Origin of the sequence: Hymenobacter lapidiphilus (assembly GCF_003417065.2) — a bacterium.
GTDB lineage: Bacteria > Bacteroidota > Bacteroidia > Cytophagales > Hymenobacteraceae > Hymenobacter.
In genome coordinates this window covers 1-17,591 of record NZ_QVLT01000009.1, presented here as the reverse complement: position 1 = coordinate 17,591, position 17,591 = coordinate 1, and the positions used below count along the sequence as shown (strand labels likewise).

Annotated in this window: 16 protein-coding genes and 1 pseudogene; 7 read left to right on the top strand and 10 right to left on the bottom strand. The window is 63.3% G+C overall.

Features of this window, described 5'->3' with window-relative positions; genetic code table 11:
• Positions 1 to 41: 41 nt before the first annotated feature.
• The 4 genes from recO to D0N36_RS07135 all read right to left on the bottom strand — a co-directional run bounded on the left by recO (position 42) and on the right by D0N36_RS07135 (position 4,289).
• A complete protein-coding gene (recO, locus tag D0N36_RS07150) occupies positions 42 to 758 on the bottom strand; it encodes a DNA repair protein RecO (RefSeq protein WP_116940718.1) in 717 nt (238 codons plus the stop codon).
• A 47-nt stretch (positions 759 to 805) separates the two neighbouring features.
• A complete protein-coding gene (gene porZ / locus D0N36_RS07145; protein WP_116940717.1) occupies positions 806 to 3,181 on the bottom strand; it encodes a type IX secretion system anionic LPS delivery protein PorZ in 2,376 nt (791 codons plus the stop codon).
• A 70-nt stretch (positions 3,182 to 3,251) separates the two neighbouring features.
• Positions 3,252 to 3,854, bottom strand: coding sequence for a thymidine kinase (locus D0N36_RS07140; RefSeq protein WP_116940716.1), 603 nt, complete (start codon positions 3,852 to 3,854; stop codon positions 3,252 to 3,254).
• Between the two features lie 105 nt (positions 3,855 to 3,959).
• Positions 3,960 to 4,289: a 2Fe-2S iron-sulfur cluster-binding protein gene (locus D0N36_RS07135; RefSeq protein WP_116940829.1), complete on the bottom strand. Its 330-nt coding sequence runs from the start codon at positions 4,287 to 4,289 to the stop codon at positions 3,960 to 3,962.
• Between the two features lie 34 nt (positions 4,290 to 4,323).
• On the opposite strand from D0N36_RS07135, the gene D0N36_RS07130 reads away from it, so the two are divergent.
• Both D0N36_RS07130 and D0N36_RS07125 read left to right on the top strand, forming a co-directional pair.
• Positions 4,324 to 5,448: a hypothetical protein gene (locus tag D0N36_RS07130; RefSeq protein WP_116940715.1), complete on the top strand. Its 1,125-nt coding sequence runs from the start codon at positions 4,324 to 4,326 to the stop codon at positions 5,446 to 5,448.
• A 56-nt stretch (positions 5,449 to 5,504) separates the two neighbouring features.
• Positions 5,505 to 6,407, top strand: a complete 903-nt coding sequence (locus D0N36_RS07125; RefSeq protein WP_116940714.1) for a hypothetical protein — start codon at positions 5,505 to 5,507, stop codon at positions 6,405 to 6,407.
• 200 nt (positions 6,408 to 6,607) lie between these two features.
• Here D0N36_RS07125 and rodA read toward each other — a convergent pair whose 3' ends face one another.
• From rodA to purH, 6 genes are all read right to left on the bottom strand, one after another.
• Positions 6,608 to 7,906: a rod shape-determining protein RodA gene (gene rodA / locus D0N36_RS07120; RefSeq protein ID WP_116940713.1), complete on the bottom strand. Its 1,299-nt coding sequence runs from the start codon at positions 7,904 to 7,906 to the stop codon at positions 6,608 to 6,610.
• Between the two features lie 207 nt (positions 7,907 to 8,113).
• A complete protein-coding gene (gene mrdA, locus D0N36_RS07115) occupies positions 8,114 to 9,958 on the bottom strand; it encodes a penicillin-binding protein 2 (protein WP_116940712.1) in 1,845 nt (614 codons plus the stop codon).
• Positions 9,959 to 10,262: 304 nt separating this feature from the next.
• On the bottom strand, positions 10,263 to 10,799 hold the full coding sequence (locus D0N36_RS07110) for a hypothetical protein (RefSeq protein WP_116940711.1): 537 nt from the start codon (positions 10,797 to 10,799) through the stop codon (positions 10,263 to 10,265).
• Positions 10,796 to 11,719, bottom strand: coding sequence for a rod shape-determining protein MreC (gene mreC, locus D0N36_RS07105; RefSeq protein ID WP_116940710.1), 924 nt, complete (start codon positions 11,717 to 11,719; stop codon positions 10,796 to 10,798). Before mreC ends, D0N36_RS07110 begins: the two co-directional genes overlap by 4 nt.
• Before the next feature lie 147 nt (positions 11,720 to 11,866).
• Positions 11,867 to 12,892 carry a rod shape-determining protein gene (locus tag D0N36_RS07100; protein WP_116940709.1) on the bottom strand — a complete coding sequence of 342 codons (1,026 nt, stop codon included), beginning with the start codon at positions 12,890 to 12,892 and terminating at the stop codon, positions 11,867 to 11,869.
• A 171-nt stretch (positions 12,893 to 13,063) separates the two neighbouring features.
• Positions 13,064 to 14,596: a bifunctional phosphoribosylaminoimidazolecarboxamide formyltransferase/IMP cyclohydrolase gene (gene purH, locus D0N36_RS07095; protein WP_116940708.1), complete on the bottom strand. Its 1,533-nt coding sequence runs from the start codon at positions 14,594 to 14,596 to the stop codon at positions 13,064 to 13,066.
• Positions 14,597 to 14,783: 187 nt separating this feature from the next.
• Here purH and D0N36_RS07090 point away from each other — a divergent pair, with 187 nt between their 5' ends.
• The 5 genes and pseudogenes from D0N36_RS07090 to D0N36_RS20340 form a co-directional block, all read left to right on the top strand.
• Positions 14,784 to 15,953, top strand: a complete 1,170-nt coding sequence (locus D0N36_RS07090) for an acyl-CoA dehydrogenase family protein (RefSeq protein WP_116940707.1) — start codon at positions 14,784 to 14,786, stop codon at positions 15,951 to 15,953.
• Positions 15,946 to 16,227 carry a PIG-L family deacetylase gene (locus D0N36_RS19925; protein WP_262895303.1) on the top strand — a complete coding sequence of 94 codons (282 nt, stop codon included), beginning with the start codon at positions 15,946 to 15,948 and terminating at the stop codon, positions 16,225 to 16,227. Before D0N36_RS07090 ends, D0N36_RS19925 begins: the two co-directional genes overlap by 8 nt.
• The gene (locus D0N36_RS07085; protein ID WP_262895306.1) at positions 16,110 to 16,715 is read left to right on the top strand and encodes a PIG-L deacetylase family protein; all 606 of its coding nucleotides are present in this window, start codon (positions 16,110 to 16,112) and stop codon (positions 16,713 to 16,715) included. The genes D0N36_RS19925 and D0N36_RS07085 overlap by 118 nt, the downstream gene beginning before the upstream one ends.
• 23 nt (positions 16,716 to 16,738) lie before the next feature.
• Positions 16,739 to 17,341, top strand: a complete 603-nt coding sequence (locus D0N36_RS07080) for a class I SAM-dependent DNA methyltransferase (RefSeq protein WP_116940706.1) — start codon at positions 16,739 to 16,741, stop codon at positions 17,339 to 17,341.
• 91 nt (positions 17,342 to 17,432) lie between these two features.
• A pseudogene (locus D0N36_RS20340) lies at positions 17,433 to 17,591 on the top strand (hypothetical protein); the annotation flags it as partial.

Genomic DNA, 17,591 nt, shown 5'->3' with positions numbered 1-17,591 from the left:
TCAGAATGACGTTCCTTTTCTCGCTTCTCACCTCTCCCGTTCTACAACTCTGCCAGCACTTCCGATAGCACGGCCAAGGAACGGATGTCGCCGAGGCGCTCGACGTGGAGCTGGTAGTAGCGGATGAGCACGCCCAGCAACTCGCGCCGGACGCGGCCGTTGGGGATACTAACCGTAGCCGGGGTGCGGATCAGCTCGTCAAGGTGCTGGTCGAACTCGCGGCGCAGGGCCGTGGGGCCACGGTTGGTGCCCGCCGCGGCATCGGTGGCGAAGGCTACCTGAGTGGTAATTTCTTCACCTGTTTCGGCGCCGAAGCCCAAGTAGTGGCTGAGCTGCAGCAGAAACACCAGCGCGAAGTTCTCAAAGCCCGTTTCCTGCCGGTCGAAGGCCAGCACCGAATCGTGCAGGAACGTAAACATGGGCTCATTCTCCTCCTCCTCCAGCAGCACCCGGCTCACCACCTCCGACAGCAGCAGGGCAATGCTGCTCTTGCGCACATCGTAGGGTAGCGTACGGAAGGGCTCGGCGCAACGAAACTCCGAGAGGCGCGTGAGGCCACCGTTGCGCGATGTGTAGGCCACTAGCTCCAGCAGCGTGAGGGGCTGAAACAGGGCAATGCGGCCGGGTGGCTTGGCCTTGCGCACTCCGTTCACAAGGTAGCTCTGCAGGCCCAGCCGCTCGGTATACACGCGGGCAATAATGCTGGTTTCGCGGTAGCGAATATGGCTGAGAACAATACCGCGGGTTTTGATAAGCATTGCTTCGTGTTGAGTGATGAGCTATAAAAAGTGGGGTCTTCGGGCTCCTACTTGCTCACCACGGCAATCTTGCTTACGCAGCCGTTCTTACCGTCGGCGTCGGAGGTGAGCACCAGGTACACGCCCGAACGCACGCGCTGGCCATTGTAATCGGTCAGGTTCCAGCTTACGGTGCCGCCGTTGGCGCGGGTCTGGAATACGAGCCGGCCCGCTACATCGGTTATTTTAACGCTGGCGTTGTTGGCCAGGCCCGAAATACCTATTGGCCCGGCGTAATCGGGCCGCACGGGATTCGGAAACACGCTGGCGCAGCTGGGCTTGCCTTCGGTGATAGTAGCGTCGCCGCGGTAGCTAACCACGCCCGCATCCGTCACGACGAATACCTCGCCGGTTTTGTCGTTCACGGCCACATCCACGATGTTGTTGGAAGGCAAGGGGCTGTTATCGGTGGTGAAGTGCAGCAGCACCTCGTTGGCATCGGCCGTAAACAGCCACAGGCCACTTTCGGTGGCAAACCACTTGCGGTTGGCTCCGTCGATGGCAATGCCGTTTATCTTTTGGTTGTCCAGCGTCGCAAAGCCCACCTCATCTTTCCCGCCTTTATCCACATAAGGCAGCTGAAAACCAACGGTTTGCTGAGGGTCGAAGGCGCCACCGGGGTTGGGAAAGAAGGCCGGGCCCTTGTTGGTCCCCACCCAGATGTCGCCCACGCGGTCCTTCACTACGTCGTACACGTCGTTAATGTCGCGCACAGTGCTTTCCCGGCCCACGGCCTGGATGTAGTAGCGGGTTTCGCGGGTTTCGGGGTTGTGGACCACCATACCCAGGCCACTGTTGGGGGCCCGGGCGCGCGAAACCCACGCCGCGCCGGCGTCGTCGAGGGCAATGCGGTCGAGGTTTTCACTGCCCGCGAAGTAGTCGATAATGCGCCAGCTGCTGGCCACCGGGTCGAACACGAACAGGCCCGACTGCCCGGCTATTTGGTGGCGGTTCACCACCCACACGCGGTTTTCGGCGTCAGCCGCAACGTCGGTTACGCGGGTGAATGCAGGATTGGCTACAGCGCTGCGCAAAGGGTTGGGCAGGTTGGTGGTGGGGTTGAAAAGCCGGAACTCGCCCGGGCCCTTCCACTCCAGCAGGCCGTTGCCGTAGCTGCCTACATACAGCGTCCCGTCGGCGGTGCGGGTTCCCCGGGTCAGGTCCTGGGGGTTGGGGTACTGCGCCGGGTTGGGCAGGGTAGCGGGCGTAATGTTGGTCCATTGCCCCTGCTGAAACTCGTAGAAGCCCCGAAAGAACCCGCGCTGCACATACCGGTCGGTGTAGCCGCCCGTGAAGATGTCCACGGTGTTGGTGCGGGCATCGGCCAGCACGCTGAAGGCCTGGGCCCCGGCGGGCGCATTAATCAGAAACTGCTCGGCCTGCTGGCCATCGGGGGCAATGCGCAGCAGCCCGTTCTCAAAATCGGCCACGTAAAAATTCCCGTCCCGGCTGCGCAGGCTGGCCTGCGGGTTGCGCAACAGCGCCGGCCGCAACGTTGGGCGCCGGGTACCGGTAGCCACGTTCAGCACCGATACCTGCGCCTGCTCGGTTATCAGCAGCCCGGCCGCCGAGGCCGTTAGCTGCCGGAAGCTGACGCCTACGGGCGAGCCAGCCAGGGGTTGCCAGCTGCCGGGGCCGGTGTAAGCGTACAGCCGGTCGCCATTGATACCGGCTACCACCCGGCCCTGCTGCACGGCCAACGTGCGGTAAGGGTCGCCGGGGCGGGCGGGCAGGTCGGTGGTCCAGGTGCGGTAGTCGAGCGGGTTGCCGGCCAGGCTGCTGCGCATCAGCCCGTTGGAGGTAGCGGCGAACAGCGTACCGTTGGCCACGGCCGTGGCGTACACCTGCACCACCGTGCCACCAGGCCCGATGTTGGTGTACGAATCCCGGATTTCGCGCTTGTCGAGGTCGAGAACTACAATGCCAAAACTGGCCGACAGATAGGCCCGCCGCCCGGTAATCTGCACCTGATAAACGGTTTTGCCACCGTTGATGTCCTTGCGGAAAATGTCGTTGAGGTTGCTGATTTTCCCGTCCTGCAGGCGCAGCAGGTCGAGGTTGGCGTTCTGGTACACCACCAGCAGCTGCTGGCCCACCGAGTCGTAGGCCAGTGTGCTCACGCCCACGTCGCTCAGGCCATCGCGCCGCGAAAGCAGGCGGGTGGTGCCCAGCTTCTTGTCGAGGTAGAAGAAAGCATCCTGGGCGGCCACATACACCCGGTCGTCGGCCTCGGCCAGCGCCAGGGCGCGGTTGTTGGGCAGGTGCAGCTGCCACTCGCCGTAGCCGGCGGCCACCGACTGGGCCCGGGCCGTACCGGCCGGCAGTAAAGCCAGCAGCAGGAAAAGCAACAGCAGCGCAGCGCGCAGGCGTAAGAGTAGGCTCATGTAGCGGGCGGTAAAGAACTAGGCGAACAGACGCAAGTTAACGCCCCCGGCCGGGCTTTAGTGCCGTTCCTTATTTCACCTTTTGCCGCAGCCCTTCCTGGAAGCAAACGCGGCAGCGGGCTTCGTAGGCATCGGTTTCGCCGAGCAGAATTTTGTCTTCGGCGGCCGTTACGCGAAACGAGTAGGAAGCCAGCTCGCCGCAGCGCACGCAAATGGCGTGCACCTTGGTCACGAACTCAGCCACGGCCATCAGGGCGGGCATGGGGCCGAAGGGCTGGCCCTGGAAGTCCATATCGAGGCCGGCCACAATAACCCGGGTACCGCCATTGGCCAGCTGCACGCACACCTCTACCAGCGACTCGTCGAAAAACTGGGCCTCGTCGATGCCCACCACGTCGCAGCTGGTGGCCAGCAGCAGGATTTCCTGGGCCACCGGCACGGGCGTGCTGCGGATGCTGTTCTGGTTGTGCGACACCACATCTTCGGCGTGGTAGCGGGTATCGAGGGCGGGCTTGAAGATTTCCACCCGCTGCCGGGCAATTTCGGCCCGTTTCAGCCGCCGTATAAGCTCCTCGGTTTTACCCGAAAACATGGAGCCGCAGACAACTTCAATCCAGCCCCGGCGGGCGCTGCTGCCACCAGGACGCGTACCAACGCGGGGTTCAATAAACACAGGCGGCAAATGAGGGAGTCGGTGAATGAAGGGTGAGCGGCAAAGGTACTATTGTCGTTGCTTCGCCCGGCTTACAATGATAATGGAGCTTGCGCGTTTTCTTGGTTACTCCGGCAGCGAATACACGATGTGCGGGAGCTGGGTGGCGCGGGGCACGCGGCCACTTACCCGGCCGGCGGGCAGGCGGGTCTGGCAGGCCAGGCGTTCATCGGGCCGGAGGCGGCCGGCAGCGCGGTAGCGCAGCTCGGGGGCAGTGGGCTCGGTAAGCAGTTCGGCCCCGGCGCACACCCGCAGCCGGCACGTAACGCAGCGGCCCCGCGCCCCGCAGGCATGCTGCCAGTCGTGGCCGGCCGCTTGGATGGCGGCCAGCAGCGTGGCCCCGGCAGGCACCGGAATGGCTACGCCGGCCAGGTTTTCAACAATCAGAGTGGGCATCTTTCTGTAAATTGCCCGCTGAACCAGGCTCTCAATGAATACCAAATATAGCCACGCTCAGCGTGAACAATACGGCCGGCTGCTGGCAGCCCGGCTCTGCGACCAACATTTCGGGGCCCGCCCCACGGCCACGCTCGATGGCCCGGCGGTACTCAGTTTCACTCCTGTCCGGCAGGTAAACCTGTTTGTAGTGCAGGAGCTGCTGGGCAAGTGGACGGCCGAAATGGCCCAGCTACGCAGCGCGTATTTCGATTTCGAGGATGCCGACGTGCGCCAGGCCCTCACTCAGTTCATGAACGTGCTTTCGCGGCGCATCCGCCTCAGCCGGCCCACCTACGAGCCCCTGCTGGCCCAGGCCGTGGCCGACACGCTGGCCGGTGCCCTCAGCCCGGCCGATACGCTCGCCACCAAGCTGCTGCCCGCCGAAGCCGGCCCCCGCACGCCCGAACAGCTGCGCGAAGGCCTGCGCTACCTCAACATCAACAAAACCCTGTTCGAGCGTTTCATCGACGCGCTGCCGGCCGGCCAGGAGCAACCCCGCGACTACCTCATCAGCCACTTTCGCCAGCATCTGGAGAGCAACCCTGATCAGCTGGAGCCTATTGCGCCGCTGGTAGCGCAGTTCAACGAGCTACTGCCACTCACCGAAGACGAGCTGCGCGAAGTTTCCCCGCCGCCCGTCGCAGTGCCGGTTCAGCCAGCTGCCGCTCCTGCCCCAACTCCCGCGCCGGTGGCCGTTGCGGCGGCCCCAACGGCGCCGGCCGCAACAATGCCGGCGGCCAAAGAGCCGGCCACAGCCGAAGCGGAGGTTGCCACGGTCCCGCTGCACGCCAAGCTGAAGGCCGAGCGGTCGGGCACGCCCTCGCTGAGCGAAACCCTGCGGCCCGACCGCGCCGCCACGCTGGGCGACAAGGCGCCGAATGTCGAGTCGTTGCGCGAGGCTATTTCCATTAATCAGCGGTTCAGCTTTATCAACGAGCTGTTTGGGGGCGAAAACATGCGCTACCACGCCGCCATTCAGCACCTCGATGCGTTGCCAGATGCCGACGCGGCCAAGCGCTATGTAACCGACAACCTGGCCGCCGAGCTGCATTGGGTGCGCAAGGATGAGCACGTGAACAAGCTGCTGCGCCTGATTGACCGCAAGTTCAGCACCTGATTTCCCGGAGGCAGCTCCAGCTTCGGGGGCTCGTTACATTCGTCCCGTTCGTTGCCATGCCCCACCCCGCTGTTCCGTCTCTGCGCTGGCCCCACTGGCTGCTGGTGTACCTGCTGGGCCTGGGCCTGGTGGCGGGGCCGGCTTACCCCATGTACCGGCACTACGACTTCTCGCACTCGCTCGACACGCGCAGCTACCTGAGCGTGGCCCGGGGCGAGTTTGCGGGCGTGAGCCTGACGCGGCGCTACCGGGTACTGGTGCCAGCCGTGGCCGCCGCCTTAGCCTGGCCCATCGAGCAGATATATGCCCGCATCTGGCCCGAGCGCCCCGGCTCCGACTGGCCGTTGCGGTTGGCTTTTTACGTAGTGAACTGCCTGTTGCTGGCGGGTGCGGGGCTGGTGATGTTCCGTACCTGCCAGCTTAGTGGGGCCTCACCGCTGGCGGCCGCGCTGGCCCTGGCGGCCGTTTTCACGAGCCGCTGGACGGTATACACGGCCGGCCTACCCCTCGTTGACAGTCTGTACCTGTTAGTGTTTGCGCTGGCGTTTTACGCCGTGCGGGCCAACTCGGCTGGGGTAGTAGTGGCCGTACTACTGTTGGCGCTGCCCGCCAAAGAATCGGGCCTTATGCTAGTGCCTTGGCTGCTGTGGTACGGCCGCCACGCGCTGCGCTGGCCCTGGCAGCTGGCGTGGCTGGCTTTGGGTGGGGCCGCCTGGCTGGCCCTGCGCCTCTGGATCGACCAGCAGGCCGGCACGCCGCCGGAAGCCAGCGTCAGCAATGCGCTGGGCCACCTCGAAAACATCACGTATTCGCTGCAGCGGCTGTTTTCAGTGAAGGGGGCGGGCGAAATCTTCAGCATCTTCGGCTTCTTCAGCCTCGCGCTGCTAGTTGGTTTGCGCAGCCGGGCGGCTCGTCAAAACTGGCTGCCCGCCGTGGGCCCGGCCGGGCTTGGCTGCTAGTTATCGTGGCCGCCCACATGCTGCTTTCCGGCGACCTGGGCCGCATGGGCTACCTGGCCGCCCCGGTTTTTGCGGTGGCATTTTCGCTGATAATTAGCCGGGAGACCATGTTTGATTGGTTGAGACCAAACCAGGCAGCTCATACGAGTGTATGAGCTGAGCGCATCTCCAAACTGGTAAGCTTACTGCTTCAATCTTCCCTAATACCGCTCTAAATCCTGCTTGCGGGCGGCATCAATGGCGAGCAGAATAAACAGTAGCGTGGTGAACGACCACAGCGAGGAGCCGCCGTAGCTGAAGAACGGCAGCGGGATGCCCACCACCGGGGCCAGCCCGATGGTCATGCCGATGTTGATGCAGAAGTGGAAGAAGATGATGCTGGCCACGCAGTAGCCGTAGGTGCGCCCGAACACCGATTTCTGCCGCTCGGCCACGTAGCCGATGCGGCCCAGCAGGCCCATAAACAGCCCGATTGTCACTATCGAGCCCAGCCAGCCCCACTCCTCGCCCACGGTGCAGAAAATGAAGTCGGTGCTCTGCTCGGGCACGAAATCGAACTTGGTTTGGGTGCCCTGCAGGAAGCCCTTGCCAGCCAGCCCGCCCGAGCCAATGGCAATTTTCGACTGCGTAACGTTCCAGCCCACGCCCAAGGGGTCGGCCGAGGGGTTTATCAGGATTTCGATGCGCTTGCGCTGGTGGTCCTGCAACACGTTGTTGAAGAAGAAATCGACCCCGAACACCATGCCGATAACCACCGCCCATACGCTTAACGAAATAGGTATGTAGTGGCGCAGCGCCCGCCAGTTGGCCGCCAGCACTATCAGTAGCAGCACCGTGAAACCGATTATCAGCCACAGCTTGGGCACAAGCAGCGCCAGAATCAGGATAACGGCTCCGGCGGCCAGAATCAGCAGGATAATGGGCGACATTCCCTCGCGAAAGTAAGCGAGCAGGAAGGCCGCAAATACCAGCGCCTGGCCCGTTTCGTTGGCCGCGATAATGAGCACGGGCGGCAGCAGCGTGAGGCCGGCCAGCACCAGCTGGTCGCGGAAGCTTTGCTGGCGCAGGTTGATGCCGGCCAGGTAGCGCGATACCGCCAGGGCCGTGATAAACTTGGCAAATTCGGCGGGCTGCAGGCGCACCGGCCCCAGTTCCAGCCACGAACGCGAGCCGGCAATGGGCCGGGCAATAAATGGCGTGACGATCAGCAGCAGAATCATCAGCCCATAGAGGCCATAGGCCAGCGTGTCGTAGGCCTTGGGGTCGATAACGAGCAGCACCACAATCAGCACCAGGGCTGTACCAATCCACACAATCTGCTTGAACCAGTTGAAGTCCATGAGTTGGGCAAAGCTCATGGAGCCCAGCGCGTTGTCGGGTGCGTCGGGCGAGTAGCTGGCCGCATACACGTTCAGCCAGCCTACGCCCACCATCAGCAGGTAGAGCAGAACCGTGACCCAGTCGATGCTGCGGTTGTAGCGGGCAGGGAGGGAATTCAATTAAGAATTGAGAGTTAAAAGTTAGAAATCATTTCCCAAGCTGATAGAGCTGCTTGAAGGTCAGAAGAACGTCATGCTTTACTGGCGTCCGCTTGCCGGAGCATCTCTACCGCTTGTTGCAGTAGTAATTCAACGAAGCGGTAGAGATGCTTCGACAAGCGGACGCCAGATAAAGCATGACGTTCTTCTGACCTTCAAGCAGCTCCATCAGTAATTCCGGTGCTTGATGAAGCGGTCGGCGGGACCGGGCAGCCACTCTTCCCAGCGGTGGCGCCAGGGGGCTACTTTGCCGCGCAGGTATTTTTCCATGACGAGGGCGGCCAGCGGCGCAGCCGAGCTGCCACCAAAACCGGCATTTTCGATGAACACGACGATGGCAATTTTGGGGTCCTGAGCCGGGGCAAAGGCGGCGAAAGTGGCGTGGTCGTCGCCGTGGGGGTTTTGCACGGTACCGGTTTTGCCAGCCACCGAAATGCCCACATCGGCCAGACTGGCGTTGTTGCCGGTACCGCCATTGCCGTCCACCACGCTGACCATACCCGGCACAATGGCGTCGAAGTGCCGCGACTCAACCCCCACCGTGTGCTTTACCTGGTATTCGGGCAGCGGCCCGCCGCTGCCGATGCCGCGCACGAAATGGGGCGTGTAGTACCAGCCGCGGTTGGCAATGGTGGCCATCACGTTGGCCATCTGCAGGCCCGTAATACCGATTTCGCCCTGCCCAATGCTTAGCGAGTACACTGTGCGAAAAGTCCAGCGGTGGTAGCCGTTGCGCTTGTCGTAGAACTCGGGCGACGGAATCAGACCCTTCTTTTCCTGTCCCATATCCACGCCCAGCTTCTCGCCCAACCCGAACTGCATCACCTTGCGCCGCCACTCGCCCAGGCCCAGGCGGGCATCTTCGAAACGGTTGCTGGAGCGCCCGCGCAGCACGGTAGCGCGCATTACCTGGTAGAAATACGGGTTGCAGCTCTGCTTGATGGCAATGCCCACGTTGCTGGGGTACTCGTGGCGGTGGGTGCAGCGCACCAGCTTGAAGTTACACGCGAAAGGCGTATTGGGCGTTACCACCCCGGCCTGCAACGCCACTAGCTCGTTCACCAGCTTAAAGGTGGAGCCCGGCGGGTAGGTGGCCATGAGGGGGCGGTTGAACAGCGGCTGCTCGGGGTTGTTGAGCAGCTCCATGTAGCGGTTGCCCATGCCCTTGCCCGACAACATTTCGGGGTCGAACATCGGGGCCGACACGAAGGCCAGAATCTCGCCCGTCTTGGGGTCGAGGGCCACTACCGAACCCCGCTTGCCGGCCATCAGCTTTTCGGTGTACGCTTGCAGCTCCGAGTCCATGCTCAGGTGCAGGTCCTGGCCGGCTACCGAAAGTGTGTCGTACTCGCCGTCGCGGAAAGCGCCCTTCTCGATGCCGCGCACGTTCACCATGCGGTACTGCACGCCGCGCCGGCCCATCAGCTGCTTTTCATAAAACGACTCCAAGCCCGTGATGCCCAGAAACTCGCCCGGCTGGTACTTGGCATACTGGGGCCGTTCGAGCAGCTTGGGCGTAATCGAGCCCACGTAGCCCAGCGCGTGGGCCATCGTGTGGGTGTTGTAAGAACGGGCCATGCGGGCCTTCACACTGAAACCGGGAAAGTCAATCAGGTTGTCCTGGATGGCGGCCAGCTCCTGGGTGCTCAGGTTCTGCACCAGCGGCGAAGCCTTCACCCGGCTGAACTTGCGGGCCTGCTGCAGTCCTTCGCGCACTTCTTCCAGCGGCAGCTGCAGCAGCTGGCTGAAACGTAGCGTATCGAGCTCTTTTAGCTCGCGCGGCACTACCATCAGATCGTACACGGGCGTATTCTGGACCAGAATCTGGCCCTTACGGTCGTAAATCAGGCCCCGGTAAGGGGGCTGCACGATGCGCTGGAGCGTGTTGCGGTCGGCGGCCAGCTTGTAGCTGCCGTCCAGGACCTGGATGTAGAACAGGCGCGTCGCAAAAACCAGCGCGACGGCCAGGAAAATCGCCTGGACGACGTATTTGCGGCCTTCGAGGTATTGCAAAGCAGAAGAGTCTGAAAGGGTTTCCGCCCCGAGCGAGCGGTCGGAAGACAAAGATAACCCTGACCGTGCGGAAAAGGTGCGGGCAAGGTGAGATGGAGAGTTGACGCGCGGAAGGACGGGAAACAAGCACGTCATGCTGAGCGGAGTGCAACGAAGCCGAAGCATCTCTACCGCTTCGTTGTGCAGTCGTCAGGATTAGTAACTGCGGTAGAGATGCTTCGACTGCGGCTGCGCCTTCGCTCAGCATGACACCGTTCTCACTTCTTTCTTCCCCTCCATCAACCCCACGTAACCTACCTCTACCCTACCGCTTCCGGCGCTTGGTGGGGTAGAACACCAGCTGAATGATGAGCAGCGCCAGCGCCGTGTAGAGCGTGCTGAGTGCGATTTTAGCCAGCGTGAGGCCCACAAAACGGAACGAGCCCAGCTCCAGCAGAAAGAAAGCCGCGTGGTGAATGGCCGTGAGCAGCACCAGGTACACCACCATCCACTGCCAGCCCATCTGGTGGATGTTGACCGAGTCCTGGGCGTCGTAGCCGTCGCGGGGCGTGAGCAGGCGCAACACCCAGGGCCGCAGGTACATGAGTAGCACGGCGGCGGCGGCGTGCACCCCGCCGGTGTCGAACACCATATCGAGCGAGAGGCCCACCACAAAACCCAGCACCAGCTGCACCACCAGCGGCGTGGCCAGCGGTAGAAACAGCAGAAAGCCCAGGTAGATAAAGCACCAGGCCAGGTTAAAGAGCACGAAGTCGGTGCCGCTGATCAGCAGCACGTACAGGGCCAGGTAGAACACGCCCCGCACTGCCTGCCACAGAACGCTGAAAAATCCTCCGCTCATGGCCGCTTGGTTTCGGGTTTGATGCCGGCGCGCTGCTCCAGCGTGTCGCGCTCGGCCTGGGGCCGGCTCGTAACTAAATACACGTAGGTGAGGCGCGAGAAATCGGTGGCCAGCCGCACGCGCACCGTCCAGAAGTTCTTGTCGGGCTCCTTCACAAACGAATCGACGGTGCCCACCAGCACGCCCTCGGGGTACACCGCGTTGTAGCCCGAGGTTACCACCGTGTCGCCGCGCACGAGCTTGTTCTGGCGCGGAATGTTGTCGAGCAGCACATGCGCGGGGTCGTCGCCGAGCCAGCGCACGGTGCCAATGGTACCGTCGCGCTGGATGCGGGCCGAGGTGCGGCTCTGCGAGTGCAGCACCGATGTAATGGTGGCATAGTGTTCCGAAAACACCTTTACCCGACCCACGATACCCTGCGCCGATACGACGCCCATGCCATCGCGCACGCCATCGGCGCGGCCCACGTTCAGGGTGAGGTAGTTATCTACGAGGCGCTGAGTGCTGCTCACTACCCGGGCCGGAATAAGCGGGTAGTCGGGGTCGCGGGTGGCCAGGGCGCGCAGCCCCAGCAGCAGCGAGTCGGGGCGGCCCAGGATGGCCAACCGGGCGCGGGTGGTGCTATCCTGGCGTACGGGCAGCGAGTCGGGGGTGCGTCCGCCCAGGTCGGGCGGGTAGAACTGCTGGCGTAGCCGGGCGTTTTCGCGCAGCAGCTCCTGGTTCACATCCGCCAGCCGGAAATAATCCTGCACCTGGTTGCGCCAGCCCAGCACCTGCCCCACATAGGTGTTGGCCGAGTTGAAAAACGCCGCGCGCTGGTACGTGCTATTGCGCACCAGTAGAAACAGGCTCAGCACTTCCAGCAGCGCAAATACCAGGAAACCCCGGTAGCGAAACAGAAAGGCGAACAGGTTATTCATTCGGAAAAGCTAGGAGTTAGAAGCTAGAAATCAGAAGCAGATAGACCTTTGAGGCCAGTAACCGAGAACTTAAAAAGAACGTCATTTAGAGCACAGCAGGCTCTAAATGACGTTCGATTCTAGCTCCTAGCTTCTCACTACTGGCTTCTAGGTCAGCAGTACGCCCCGGAAGGCCTGGATATCCTTGATGGCCTTGCCGGTGCCGCGCACCACGGCGCGCAGCGGGTCTTCGGCAATATGAATGGGCAGCTTGGTTTTCACGGCCAGGCGCTTGTCGAGGCCGCGCAGTAGGGCGCCGCCGCCGGTTAGGTGAATGCCGTTTTCGTAGATATCGGCCGACAGCTCGGGCGGGCTGATTTCGAGGGCCTTGAGCACGGCTTCCTCAATTTTAGCCACCGACTTGTCGAGGGCAATAGCAATTTCCGACGATGTTACCTTGATAACCTTCGGGATGCCCGTCATCAGGTCGCGGCCACGCACCTCGTAATCGGGCGGCGTTACGTCTAGCTCCGTCAGGGCCGCGCCTACCTCAATTTTGATGCGCTCGGCACTCCGCTCGCCAATCAGCAGGTTGTGCTGGCGGCGCATATAGTCGAGAATATCCTGATTGAACACGTCGCCGGCCGTTTTGATGCTCTGGTCGCACACGATGCCCGAGAGGGCAATAACCGCAATTTCGGTGCTGCCACCCCCAATGTCGATAATCATCGAGCCCACGGGCTGCTCCACGTCAATGCCGATACCGATGGCAGCGGCCATGGGCTCCTGAATCATCCAGACCTCCTTGGCCCCGGCGTGCTCGGCCGAGTCGCGCACGGCCCGCTTCTCCACCTCCGTAATGCCCGACGGGATGCAGATGACCATGCGGTGCGAGGGTTGAAACAGCCGGTTGCGGGTGTCAATCATCTTGATCATCCCCTTAATCATCTCCTCGGCGGCGTGGAAGTCGGCAATAACGCCGTCTTTCAGGGGCCGGATAGTTTTAATGTTGTCGTGGGTCTTCTCGTGCATCTGCTGCGCCTGCCGGCCCACGGCAATTACTTTATTGGTCGTGCGGTCTTTGGCGATGATGCTCGGCTCGTCCACCACGATAACATCGTTGTGAATGATGAGCGTATTGGCCGTGCCCAGGTCGATGGCAATGTCGCTGGTAAAGAAATTAAAGAAACCCATTGAGTTACGGCAAGTAAATGAGAACGGGGCGCTTGCGCCCGTCAAAAGTGGGGGCAAAAGTACGGAGTAATTTATGGGGATGAAGCATCACAGGCCAGGGCCTGCCCGACAAACGTCATCCGGCATGCCCTAGCCTGCGCTGCTTCCTTTTTTTTATTCCGTACTCCTTTACTAGTGCTTGAAGTGGCGTACGCCCGTGAGCACCATGGCCATGCCCAGTTGGTTGCAGGCGGCAATGCTGTCCTGGTCTTTAATGGAGCCGCCGGGCTGCACCACGGCCCGGATGCCGGCCGCACCGGCAATTTCCACGCAGTCGGGGAAGGGGAAGAAGGCGTCGGAGGCCATGACGGCCCCGTTCAGATCAAACCCAAAGGAACCGGCCTTCTCGATGGCCTGGCGCAGGGCATCCACCCGCGAGGTCTGGCCTACGCCCGAGGCCAGCAGCTGGCCGGCGCGGGCCAGCACAATGGTGTTGCTCTTGGTGTGCTTGCAGATTTTGAGGGCGAATTCCAGGGCCGCCACTTCGTCGGAAGTCGGCGCCGATTCGGTTACGGTTTTGAACTCGGCCGCGCCTTCGATGGCTTGGTCGAAATCCTGCTCAATGGTGCCGTTGAGCAGCGTCTTGACTTGCTTGGCGGGAAACTGCACGGGCTTCTGGCGCAGCAGAATCCGGTTTTTCTTGCTCTGCAACAGCGGCAGCGACTCGGCCTCGAACTCGGGCGCAATCAGCACCTCGAAAAACAGCTTGTTCAGCTCTTCGGCCGTGGCCGCGTCCACCGGCTTGTTCACGATAATTACGCCGCCGAAAGCCGATACCGGGTCGCAGCTCAGGGCGTTGAGGTAGGCTTGGTGCAGCGTATCGGCCTGGGCCACGCCGCAGGCGTTGGTGTGCTTGAGAATGGCGCAGGCGGCGGGGCCGGCCGCCTCGAACTCGCGCATGAGCAGCACGGCCGCATCTACATCCACGAGGTTGTTGTAGCTGAGCTGCTTGCCGTGGAGCTGATCGAACAGCGCGCTCAGGTCGCCGTGGAAAGTACCCGCCTGATGGGGGTTCTCACCGTAGCGCAGGGGCGTTTGGTTTGAGCTATCCGTTTTTTCTGCGGAAGCCGGGCTTTCGCTTCCTGTGAAATAGCGCCCGATTTCGGTGTCGTAGTGGGCGGTGGTGGCGAAGGCGACGGCCGCATACTGCTTGCGGTCCTCTAGGTCGGTGGCGCAGTTCTTTTGGACCAGCAGCTCGGTTACCGCCGCGTACTGGTCGCGGCTACTCACCACGAGCACGTCGCGGTAGTTCTTGGCCGCCGCCCGCAGCAGCGAGATGCCACCAATGTCAATCTTCTCAATCACATCAGCCTCGGCTGCGCCCGAAGCCACGGTTTCCTCGAAAGGGTACAGGTCCACCACCACCAGATCGATGGGCGGAATCCCGTGCTGCGCGGCTTCGGCCAGGTCGCTGGCCTCGTGGCGACGGTGCAGAATGCCGCCGAACACGGTGGGGTGCAGCGTTTTCACGCGCCCGCCAAACACGGCCGGAAAGCCGGTCAGCGTTTCTACGGCCGTTACCGCCGCGCCCTGCTCCTCAATAAACTGCTGGGTGCCGCCGGTCGAGTACATCGTTACGCCGTGCTGGCTCAGCAGCTCCACAAGTGGGCCGAGGCGGTCTTTGTAATACACCGAAATGAGGGCGGAACGAATGGGCTGCGACATGGCGGAAGGGGGCTGAATGGGTTAGTGAAATGCTCCGCGAAGGTAGGCACCTGCGCGCGGCCCTTTGTTACCGAATTGTTAAACCAGCCCGGCTGCGGCGCCTAGCTAACTTCCGCAGCTCAACCGTGGCAGCCGAAGCGGGCCGCCGTGCGTAGAAGAAATAGTTGTTATCCGGTCCCTGTTTTTTATGCCCGAACTGATTAGCCCACCCGCCTCCACCACGGCTGCTGCGCCCGCGGCTACTCCGGCCCTGGCCGCCGCTGAGGCCGCTGCCCTTGCTCCGCGCTTGTTCGCCCAGGCCGCCCACTCCGACGTTGAGGGCGGCTTCCCAACCCAGGAATTCAACTGGCTGCGCGAAGCCGGGCTGCTGACGGCCCCGCTGCCCGCCGCGCTGGGCGGCAGCGGCCTCAACGAACCGGCCCACACCTACGAGCTGCTCAGCACCCTGCGCCACATTGGGCGGGGCAACCTAGCGGTGGGCCGGGTGTACGAGGGCCACACCAATGCCTTGCAGCTCATCGGGCGCTTCGGGCGGCCGGCGCAGGTGCAGCACTGGGCCGCCGACGCCCGGGCGGGCCACCTGTTCGGCGTCTGGAATACCGAGGCCCACGATGGAGTGAAGCTGGAGCCGCTGCCTGACGGCCGCTTCCGGCTCAGCGGCAGCAAGACCTTCGGCTCGGGCGCCGGGCACCTCACCCGCCCGCTGCTCACGGCCGCCCTGCCCGACGGCGGCTGGCAGATGCTGGTGCTGCCCGCCGACACCCAGGTACCCGAATACGACGCCCGGTTCTGGCGGCCGCTGGGTATGCGGGCTTCGGCCAGCTTCCGGGTCGATTTTACGGGGCTCGAAGTGGAACCTGAACAGCTGCTGGGCGCGCCCGGCGACTATTACCAGCAGCCCTGGTTCAGCGGCGGCGCCATTCGGTTTGCGGCCGTGCAGCTGGGCGGGGCCGAGGCCATTTTCGATGAAACCCGCCGCTTTCTGCGCGCCCTCGGCCGCACCGACGACCCCTACCAGCGCCAGCGCCTGGGCCAGCTGAGTATTCTAATAGCCAGCGGCCAGCACTGGCTGCACGCCGCCGCCGAGCTGGCCGCCCGCCCCGGCCCCGACGCCGAAACGGTGGTAGCCCACGCCAACCTGGTGCGCTCGGCCATCGAGGACATCTGCCTGCGGGTACTGCCGCTGGCCGAGCGGTGCGTAGGGGCCCGGGGCCTGCTGCGGCCCGAGCCTTTCGAGCGCCTGCACCGCGACCTGACCCACTACCTGCGTCAGCCCGCCCCCGATGCCGCCCTGGCCGACGCCGGCCGCTACGCCCTGGCCCACCCCCGCCCGGCCCACCGCCTCTGGCATGACTGAGCTGCCCGCCTTCAACTCGACCGCCCTGCCATTGCAACCGGCCGCCTACGCCGCCACGCTGGGGCCAACCGTAGTAATTGCCCCTCATCCTGACGACGAAAGCCTGGGCTGCGGCGGGCTGCTGGCGCTATTGGCCCGCGCCAACGTGCCCGTGTGGTGCGTGCTGATGAGCGACGGCACGATGTCGCACCCCAACTCCGCCAAGTTTCCGGCGCCGCCCGCCTGGCCCTGCGCGAAACCGAGCTACGGCTGGCTTTGGCCCGGCTGGGCCTGAACCCCGACCATCTGCGGCCGCTACGCCTGCCCGACGGCCAGGTGCCCGGCCCCGATGAACCGGCCGGCCAGGCGGCCGTGGCCCGGCTGGTGGAGTTCTTCCAGGAAAAGCAGCCGGCCACCGTACTGTGCCCCTGGCGCCGCGACCCCCACCCCGACCACCGCGCCACCAGCCTGCTGGTGCGGCCTGCGCTGGCGCAGCTGCCCCACCCGCCGCGCCTGCTCGAATACCTCGTCTGGGCCTGGGAGCGGGCCGCCCCCGCCGACCTGCCCCGGCCCGGCGAGTTAAGCAGCTGGCAGCTCGATATCAGTTCGGTGCTGGCCGAGAAGCAGCGGGCCATTGCCGCCCACGCCTCGCAGCTGCCCGGCTCCTGCATCGACGACGACCCCACCGGCTTCACGCTGGCCCCCACCATGCTGGCCCACTTCGCGAGCCCCACCGAAGTGTATCTGGAGGCCAACGCCGGAAAACCCGCGCCGCTCACCTAACCCTCAGCCGATTCCTTTTCTATATGGAGCCGAACCCCAACCAACCCCACACGCTGCCGCCCGACTATTTCGACAAGGTGTACGAAGCCAATCAGGACCCCTGGGACTTCGCCACCAGCCCCTACGAGCAGGAAAAGTACGCTGCCACGCTGGCCGCCCTACCACGCGAGCACTACACCCGGGCCTTCGAAATCGGCTGCTCATTAGGCATTCTCACGGCCCGGCTGGCCCCGCGTTGCGGCTACCTGCTGGCCGTTGATGTGGCCAAGGCCGCCCTGCAGCAGGCCCGCCAGCGTTGCGCCGACCTGCCGCAGGTAGAGCTGCGGCAGCTGCGCGTACCCACCGAATTCCCCGCAGGTCAGTTCGACCTGATTCTGGTGTCAGAAGTAGGTTACTACTGGAGCCCGCCTGACCTGGCCCGCGCCGCCGACCAGATAGTGGCGGCGCTACCAGCCAGCGGCCAGCTCGTGCTGGTACACTGGACGCCCCCCGTACACGACTACCCGCTCACCGGCGACGCCGTACACGAATTCTTCCTCGGAAAAGCTACTCCCAATGGCCCCCTACGACATCTGCACGGCCAGCGCCACGAGAAATACCGCCTCGACGTGCTGGAGCGGCGGTAGTGGTTAGTGGTTAGTGGTTAGTGGTTAGTGGTTAGTGGAAGGAACGTCATTCAGAGCATGTTGCGCTTAGAGCAAGGACGAAGAATCTCGCGTGCTAATCGTTAAAATAGTCCCCAACGATTTCAAAATTCTGCGCGACTCGTCGTATCTGGCCCAGCCGCACTGGATAAACGTGTATTATCCGCAACTTAAGGCCAACGTGCAGCTCACCTACGCCGACGTGCGGGCCGACCGCCAAGGTTTCAACCGC